Annotated in this window: 5 protein-coding genes and 2 pseudogenes; 2 read left to right on the forward strand and 5 right to left on the reverse strand. The window is 75.7% G+C overall.

The features are described from left to right. Together C6N75_RS27490 and C6N75_RS27495 are read right to left on the reverse strand one after the other, a co-directional pair. Nucleotides 1–348, reverse strand: a pseudogene (locus tag C6N75_RS27490) (phosphatase); the annotation flags it as partial. A gap of 288 nt (nucleotides 349–636) precedes the next feature. Then, nucleotides 637–1,432 (reverse strand): annotated as a pseudogene (locus C6N75_RS27495) (SDR family NAD(P)-dependent oxidoreductase). 224 nt (nucleotides 1,433–1,656) lie between these two features. Here C6N75_RS27495 and C6N75_RS27500 point away from each other — a divergent pair. Both C6N75_RS27500 and C6N75_RS27505 read left to right on the forward strand, forming a co-directional pair. Further along, the gene (locus tag C6N75_RS27500; RefSeq protein WP_105871572.1) at nucleotides 1,657–2,682 is read left to right on the forward strand and encodes an NAD-dependent epimerase/dehydratase family protein; all 1,026 of its coding nucleotides are present in this window, start codon (nucleotides 1,657–1,659) and stop codon (nucleotides 2,680–2,682) included. Between the two features lie 167 nt (nucleotides 2,683–2,849). Beyond that, nucleotides 2,850–3,728 carry a hypothetical protein gene (locus C6N75_RS27505; RefSeq protein ID WP_105871573.1) on the forward strand — a complete coding sequence of 293 codons (879 nt, stop codon included), beginning with the start codon at nucleotides 2,850–2,852 and terminating at the stop codon, nucleotides 3,726–3,728. A 26-nt stretch (nucleotides 3,729–3,754) separates the two neighbouring features. Here the strand turns inward: C6N75_RS27505 and C6N75_RS27510 are convergent, their stop codons facing one another. From C6N75_RS27510 to C6N75_RS27520, 3 genes are all read right to left on the reverse strand, one after another. Next, on the reverse strand, nucleotides 3,755–5,023 hold the full coding sequence (locus C6N75_RS27510; protein WP_105871574.1) for a cation:proton antiporter: 1,269 nt from the start codon (nucleotides 5,021–5,023) through the stop codon (nucleotides 3,755–3,757). After that, entirely contained in the window at nucleotides 5,020–5,826 is an 807-nt protein-coding gene (locus tag C6N75_RS27515; RefSeq protein ID WP_105871576.1) for a VOC family protein, read from the reverse strand. The genes C6N75_RS27510 and C6N75_RS27515 overlap by 4 nt, the downstream gene beginning before the upstream one ends. A 157-nt stretch (nucleotides 5,827–5,983) precedes the next feature. Continuing rightward, on the reverse strand, nucleotides 5,984–6,853 hold the full coding sequence (locus tag C6N75_RS27520; RefSeq protein WP_105871575.1) for a YhjD/YihY/BrkB family envelope integrity protein: 870 nt from the start codon (nucleotides 6,851–6,853) through the stop codon (nucleotides 5,984–5,986). Nucleotides 6,854–6,926: the final 73 nt, after the last annotated feature.

Below are 6,926 nucleotides of genomic sequence, written 5' to 3' on the forward strand. Positions count from 1 at the left end.
GGCGCGGACCGCGGTGGCCGGCGCCCCGCCGGCCACCGCGGTCCGCGCCCCCGCCTCCTCGCGGGCGGCCGGCCCGCCGTACTCCGCGAGCTGCCCGAACTCCCCGAAGTCCGCCGGGAGCCCGTCCTTGAGCTGACCCAACTGCGCCCCGACGTCGTCCAGTTGATGTACGGCGAGGTCGCACAGCGCGCGCTGCCAGCGCCCCTGCGGATCGTCCTCGTCCACCACGGCGTCCCGCCGGACGGCGTCCACATCCCCCCGCAGCCGGCGGGTCTGCGAGATCAGCGCCTCCACCGCACGCTCGGGCGGCTGGGACGCGGGTCGGTCCGCGAACAGATGGGAGGGCATGTCGTACTCCGATGCGGCGCGCTGCCAGGACTGGCGAAGCAACAGGAACCACCCCGACTTTCGCACAGCCGGCAAGAGCCTGTAAGGGCTTTGGCGACACTCGGCCCGGTGGTGCCGACGGCATATGCCCCCGTCCCGCAATTGCGCTTCGCGATTGCGTTCGCCCACGAGCCGCCCCGCGGGCCGTCCCAGCGGCGGCCCCACCGGCCGTCCCACCAGCCGCTCCACCGGACCGCGGGGCCCGGCGGGCCCCGCGGTCCGGCGGGGGCCGGGGTCGGACCGGGTGCGTCAGGGCAGGATGGCGTCGACGTATCCGCCGTCCACCCGCACCGCCCCGCCGGTGGTCGCCGACGCCAGCGGCGAGCTCAGGTACACCACCATGTGCGCGATCTCCTCCGGCTCGATCAGCCGCTGGAGCAGCGACTGGGGCCGGTGCTCGCGCATGAACGCCCGCTGCGCCTCGTCCCAGGGCAGGTCACGGTCGACCAGCTCGTAGACGAAGTCCTCGACCCCGCCCGTATGGGTGGGCCCGGCGATCACCGAGTTGACGGTGACCCCGCTGCCCGCGGCCTCCTTGGCGAAGCCGCGGCTCACCGCCAGCAGCGCGGTCTTGGACATGCCGTAGTGGATCATCTCGGCCGGGACCGCCACCGCCGAGTCGCTGGCGATGTACTGCACCCGCCCCCCAGCCCCGCTCCTTCATCCCCGGCAGGTACGCCCGGGTCAGCCGGACCGCCGCCAGCACGTTGACCTCGAAGAACCGCCGCCACTCGTCGTCGGTGATCTCCAACGCCGGCCGCGCCCCGAAGATGCCGAGGTTGTTGACGAGCACGTCCACCTCCGGCAGCAGCTCCACCGCCCGCGCCGCGCCCTCGTCGGACGCGAGGTCGGCCGCCACCGGGACCACCTCCGCGTCCGGCACCTCCTCGCGCAGCTTCCGCACGGCCGCGGTCACGCTCTGCTCGGAGCGGCCGTTCACCGCCACCGTCGCTCCGGCGCGGGCCAGCTCGGTGGCGATGGCCGCGCCGATCCCCTGCGTCGAGCCGGTCACCAGCGCCGTCCTGCCGGTCAGATCCAACCGCATCCGCCGCACTCCCTCACACTCGCGTCGTCCCTGTCCGCCCATGGTGCCCCCGTCGGCGCGGGTACGCCGGACACCGCGGCCCGCCGCGTCGTCTCCGGGCAACGCCCGCAGACGGATGGCTAGCAGCGGGCTGACCGGGGTACCCGCAACCACCCCGGCGACGTCCGGGGGAGCAGCGGCAGGACACGGACACAGCCGAGCAGAGCCGACGGAGGGCGGACGCCGTGAGCAGCAGCGCCGGCAAGAGGGTCGTGGTGACCGGGGCGACGGGCAACGTGGGCACCAGTGTGGTGGCCGCGCTCGCCGCGGACGAGGACGTCGCGTCCGTGTGCGGGCTGGCCCGCCGGACGCCCGCCTGGTCGCCGCCGAAGACCGAGTGGGCCTCGGTGGACCTGCGCGAGGACACCGACCTGGTCGAGCACTTCGAGGGCGCCGACGCGGTCGTCCACCTGGCCTGGGCGTTCCAGCCGACCCACGACCCGTCCGCCACCTGGCGCACCAACGTCCTCGGCTCGCTGCGGGTGTTCCGGGACGCGGCCGCGGCCGGCGTGCCCGCGCTCGTGCACGCCTCCTCGGTCGGCGCCTACTCGCCCGGCCGCGACGCGGGCGCGGTGACCGAGGAGTGGCCCACCCACGGCGCCTCCGAGGCCGCCTACTGCCGGGAGAAGGCATATCTGGAACGGGTTCTGGACGCCTTCGAACTGCGCAATCCCGGGATGCGCGTGGTGCGGATGCGCCCCGCGTTCCTCTTCAAGGAGGAGTCGGGCAGCGAGCAGCGGCGCATCTTCGGCGGGCGTTTCCTGCCGGGCCCGCTGGCCGGGCCCCGGACGATCCCGGTCGTCCCCGACATCCCCGGACTGCGTTTCCAGGCGCTGCACACCGACGACGCGGCGCAGGCGTACCGGCTGGCCGTCCACCGCGAGGTGTCCGGGGCCTTCAACCTGGCCGCCGAGTCGCCGGTGGACGCCCGCGACCTGGCCGCGCTGCTGGACGCCAAGGTGGTGCGGATGCCCCGGCAGGCCGCCCGCGCGGCCCTGGTCACCGGCTACGCGCTGCGCCTGGTCCCGGCGTCCCCGCAACTGTTCGACGCGGTCCTGCGGCTGCCGCTGCTGGACTGCACCCGGGCCCGCGACCAGCTCGCCTGGCGGCCCGAGCGCACCGCCCTGGACGCGCTCGGCGAGATGCTCCACGGCATGCGCACCGGCGCCGGCCTGGACACCGCCCCGCTGGCCGGCCGCAAGGCGAGCTGACGCCCGGCCCCGGCGCAGCCCCCACCGCGCGCGCCGCGTCCGGAAAGCGACCCCGCGACGCGCCCGGGGACGCCGTTCGGGTGACACGCGTGTCCCGTTCGGGCACACCACCCTCAGAGGGACGCTCCGGCGTCCGCGGTGCGGTGGGGGCGCGAAGGGGGCGGCGGATGCCGGACAGACGAGCCCGGGGCTACCAGCCCGACTGGCAGCCCCGCCCCGCCACCCTCGAACTGCTCACCGCCGTCGAGCTCGTCCTCGGCCGGTACGCGGCCCAACTCCCGCTCACCATCCGCCAGATCTGGTACGCGGCGGTCGCCGCCGGCGCCCTCGCCGGGCAGGAGCGCAGCTACCGCCGACTGGTCGAGCTGATCGGAATGGCCCGGCGCTCCGGACGCATCTCCTGGCTGGCCGTGCACGACGACACCGACACCGCCGTGCTGCCGACCGCCTACGACGGGCCCGACGCCTTCCGCCGGGCCCGGGTCGAGGCCGTCCACGGCTACCGGCTGGACCGGCAGGCCGGCCAGGAGGCCCGGCAGGAACTGTGGTGCGACACGCCGGGACTGGTGCCGCAGCTCGCCGGCGTCACGGACCCCTGGGGCGTCCCGGTGCACGCGGCGCCGCGCGGCCTGTCCGGACGCCGGGCCGCGGCCCGCCGCGCGGCCGCCGGCGGGCACGCCGCCCTGCGCGTCCTGGTGGTCGGCGACCGGGACCCGGTCGCGCTCGGCCGCTACGCGGCCCTGGCCGAGGACGTCACCGCCTTCGCCGCGAGCGACGCGCCGGACGTGCGGGTGCTCTTCGAGCGGCTGGCGGTGACGGAGGAGCAGATCGAGCTGTTCGCGCTGCCCGCCGCCCCGCTCCGGCCGGGTGAGCGGCGGGCCGCCGCCGGGCCGCCGGCCACCCAGGCCGAGGCCCTGCCGCCGGACGCGCTGGCCCGACTGGTCCGCGCGGCGGTCAGCCGCGGCTACGACACCACCGTCCTCGCCGAGGTGCTCGCGCGCGAGGAGGCCGACCGCCGCGCCCTGCTCGACCGGCCGGGGCGGTAGCCCCGCGGGGCCGGCGGCGCGCGCCCCTAAGGGGAGACGCCCGGTGCGGAGCGCTCGCGCAGGCGGTCCAGGCGGGTGATCACCGGGGTGGCGCTGACGCCGTGCAGGACGACCGAGGCCAGCACGGTGAACGCCACCGCCGCCCACAGCGGGCGCTCCAGCGCGCCGAAGGGGTGCTCGCCGAGCGCGTACGCCAGGTAGAACAGCGAGCCGATGCCGCGCAGCCCGAACATCGCCACCACCGTCCGCTCCCGCGGCCCGGCCGTGAAGCCGAGCTGCCCGACCCAGCCGGTCAGCGGCCGCACCAGCACGATCAGCAGCAGCCCGATCAGCGCGGCCGGCCAGGTCAGCTCCGCCAGCCCGCCGCTTGCCACGAACATCCCGAGCAGGAACAGCAGCGCCGCCGTCAGCAGCCGCTCGATCTGCTCGGTGAACTCGTGCAGCACGTTGTGGTAGCCGTGGCTGCGCTCGGCCGACCGCAGCGCGCAGGCGGCGACGAACACCGCCAGGAAGCCGTAGCCGTGCAGCAGCTCGGTGATCCCGTACGTCAGGAAGGTCGCGCCCAGGGCGACGAAGCCCTCCATGTGCTCGGACAGGCGCAGCGCGGGCGTCCGCGCCCGGAAGAACATCCACCCCAGCAGCCGCCCCAGGACCAGTCCGGCGACCACGCCGAGGGCCGCCCTGCCCAGCAGGTCCACCGCGGCCCAGTGGCCGATCCAGTCCGCCGACCAGCCGCTGCCCGCGGCGGTGGCCAGCGCGACCGCGGCCATCACGAACGGGAAGGCCAGTCCGTCGTTCAGCCCCGCCTCGCTGGTGAGGGTGAAGCGCACCTCGTCCTCGTCGTCCTCGGCGTCGGTCGGCTCGCCGACCCGCACCTCCGCGGCGAGCACCGGGTCGGTGGGGGAGAGGACGGCGCCCAGCAGCAGCGCCGCGGCCGGCGGCCAGTCCAGCAGCCACCAGGCGAGGAACGCCACGGCCAGCACGGTCAGCGGCAGGGTGATCCCCAGCAGCCGCCACGTCCCCGCCCAGGACTTCCACCCCATCGGGCGGTTGATGGCGAGCCCGGCGCCCATCAGCGAGACCACCACGCACGCCTCGGTGACGTGCTCCACCCACAGCCGGTCCGCCACCGGGTCCACCACGGGTATGCCCATCGGCAGCAGCGCGATGAGCGCGCCCGCGCCGAGGAACACCATCGGCAGGGAGAAGGGGCGGCGGAAGACCACCCGCGGCAGCACGGCGGCCGCCAGCGCGCCCACGCCCAGTGCGGCGTAGACGATGTCCGACAGGGTCATACGGCGGCGGCCCGGTTCGTCACCGTGAACAGGCCGCCGTCCGGATCGCGCAGCGCGGCCTGCCGGCCCGGCGCGTGCTCGGTCACCGTGCCCCCGTTGCGCAGCGCCGCCGCCACGCAGGCGTCCACGTCCCGGACCGGGAAGTGCACCTGCCAGCGGGGCCGGATCGCCGGATCGGGCGCCGCCTCCAGCGCGCCGGAGCTGAGCCGCGCGGCCACATGGCCGCCACTGCGCAACACCACTTCGTCCCCCTCGTACTCCACGTCGCAGCAGCCGGGCCGGCCGCACGCCCAGTCGAAGACCTCGCCGTAGAAGATCGCCGCCTCGAAGGCGTCCCGGGTCACCAGCCGCAGCCAGGCCGGGTTCGCCGCCCGCCACGTCTCCCAGCTCGACATCAGCCGCCCCTCCCAGATCCCGAACACCGCGCCCTCGCGGTCCGCCGCCAGCGCGCCCCGGCCGAGGGACAGGGCCACCGGCCCGACCGCCACCGTGCCGCTGCGCTCCCGGATCCGGGAGGCGGTCTGGTCGGCGTTCTCCACCGCGAAGTACGGCGTCCAGGCGACCGCCACCTGAAGCCGGCCGGCCAGCGCGCCGATCCCGGCCACCGGGCGGCCCTCCGACACCGCGACGCTGAACTCCTCCCCGAGCCGGGCGGGGCGGAAGCTCCAGCCGAGCACCGAGGCGTAGAAGTCCTGCGAGGCGCGCAGGTCGCGGGTCAGCAGGCTGACCCAGCAGGGGGCGCCGAAGACGGCGCCGCTGGACGTCACGGCGGGCTCGGCGGCCGCGGAAGGGTTCGTGTTCATGAGGAAGGCCGTCCCGGTGTCACCATCGGTGCGGTCGCGCCGCACGGGTTGTCTCGTTCTCCCCCTGCCCGCTGTCCATGGTCGCACTCTTCCCCGTCCCGGGCCCGTCACCTGCGCCGACGCGTCCCCCGGGCGGGCCCCGCCGGCGCCGGGCCGCTCACCGCCGGCGGACCCGCCGCACCGCCCGTCCCGCGACCCCTGTCAGATACCAGCGCTCCTCGTACAGCACCCGCCCCACCAGCGCCCCGCCGAAGACCACGAAACCCACTCCGACCAGCCAGGACTGCACCACCAGCATGGTGCCGACCGGCCCGTAGGCGACCGCGTTGGAGGCGATCAGCGGGGAGAACACCAGCCGGGAGAAGCCGCGCAGCCCGGCCAGTCCGATCACCGTCGCCACCGCCCCCGGCAGCAGCGCCCCCCAGGGCAGCCGCCCGCCCAGCAGCAGCCACTGCGACCACCAGAAGAACAGCACCCCGCTGATCACCGCCACGCCGGCCCGCCAGGCCAGGTCGGCGGAGTCCGCCGGGTCGGCGGCGACATGCGCCGACAGCAGCAGGTAGCCGATCAGGAACGCCAGCCACACCGCGTGCCGCCACATGGTGTGCCAGCGGGCCGCCGGCACCTCCCAGATCCGCTCGTAGCCGTTCTGCACCACCCCGCCGAACGTCATCCCGAACACCGCGACACCCGCGATACCGAAACCGGTGGTCGACTCGAGCGCCTGGTTCGGCGGGGCGAAAAGCCGCTCCACCTGGAGTTCGGAGGCGGCCTCCACGCCGAGGCCGTCGGTGAGCCACTCGGCGAACCCGCGCCCGTTGCCCGGGTCGGCGGCCGCGACCACGATCAGCAGCGGCACCAGGGTGAGCAGACCGAGCGCGGCGAAGCCCATCGCCCGGTGCATCAGCTCCAGCTCGTTGCCGCGGCGCAGGCCGCGCCCGGCGGCCGACACGAGGAAGGCGCCGTACAGCCGCCCGAACCACCACCGCCGGGCGCCGGGCGGCGCCCCTGGAGACCTGTCGGACATGCAACCTCGCATACCCGGCCCCGCCCCCGCGGTGACGGCGGCGGGCGGTCAAGACCCCGAATGGCCCCGGCCC

Origin of the sequence: Streptomyces solincola (genome assembly GCF_002982015.1) — a bacterium.
Classification (GTDB): Bacteria; Actinomycetota; Actinomycetes; order Streptomycetales; family Streptomycetaceae; genus Streptomyces; species Streptomyces solincola.

Excerpts from the sequence above, each read along its gene's own strand:
- C6N75_RS27505 (WP_105871573.1), top strand. The coding sequence starts at position 2,850 with ATGCCGGACAGACGAGCCCGGGGCTACCAGCCCGACTGGCAGCCCCGC.
- C6N75_RS27510 (WP_105871574.1), bottom strand. The coding sequence starts at position 5,023 with ATGACCCTGTCGGACATCGTCTACGCCGCACTGGGCGTGGGCGCGCTG.
- C6N75_RS27515 (WP_105871576.1), bottom strand. The coding sequence starts at position 5,826 with ATGAACACGAACCCTTCCGCGGCCGCCGAGCCCGCCGTGACGTCCAGC.
- C6N75_RS27520 (WP_105871575.1), bottom strand. The coding sequence starts at position 6,853 with ATGTCCGACAGGTCTCCAGGGGCGCCGCCCGGCGCCCGGCGGTGGTGG.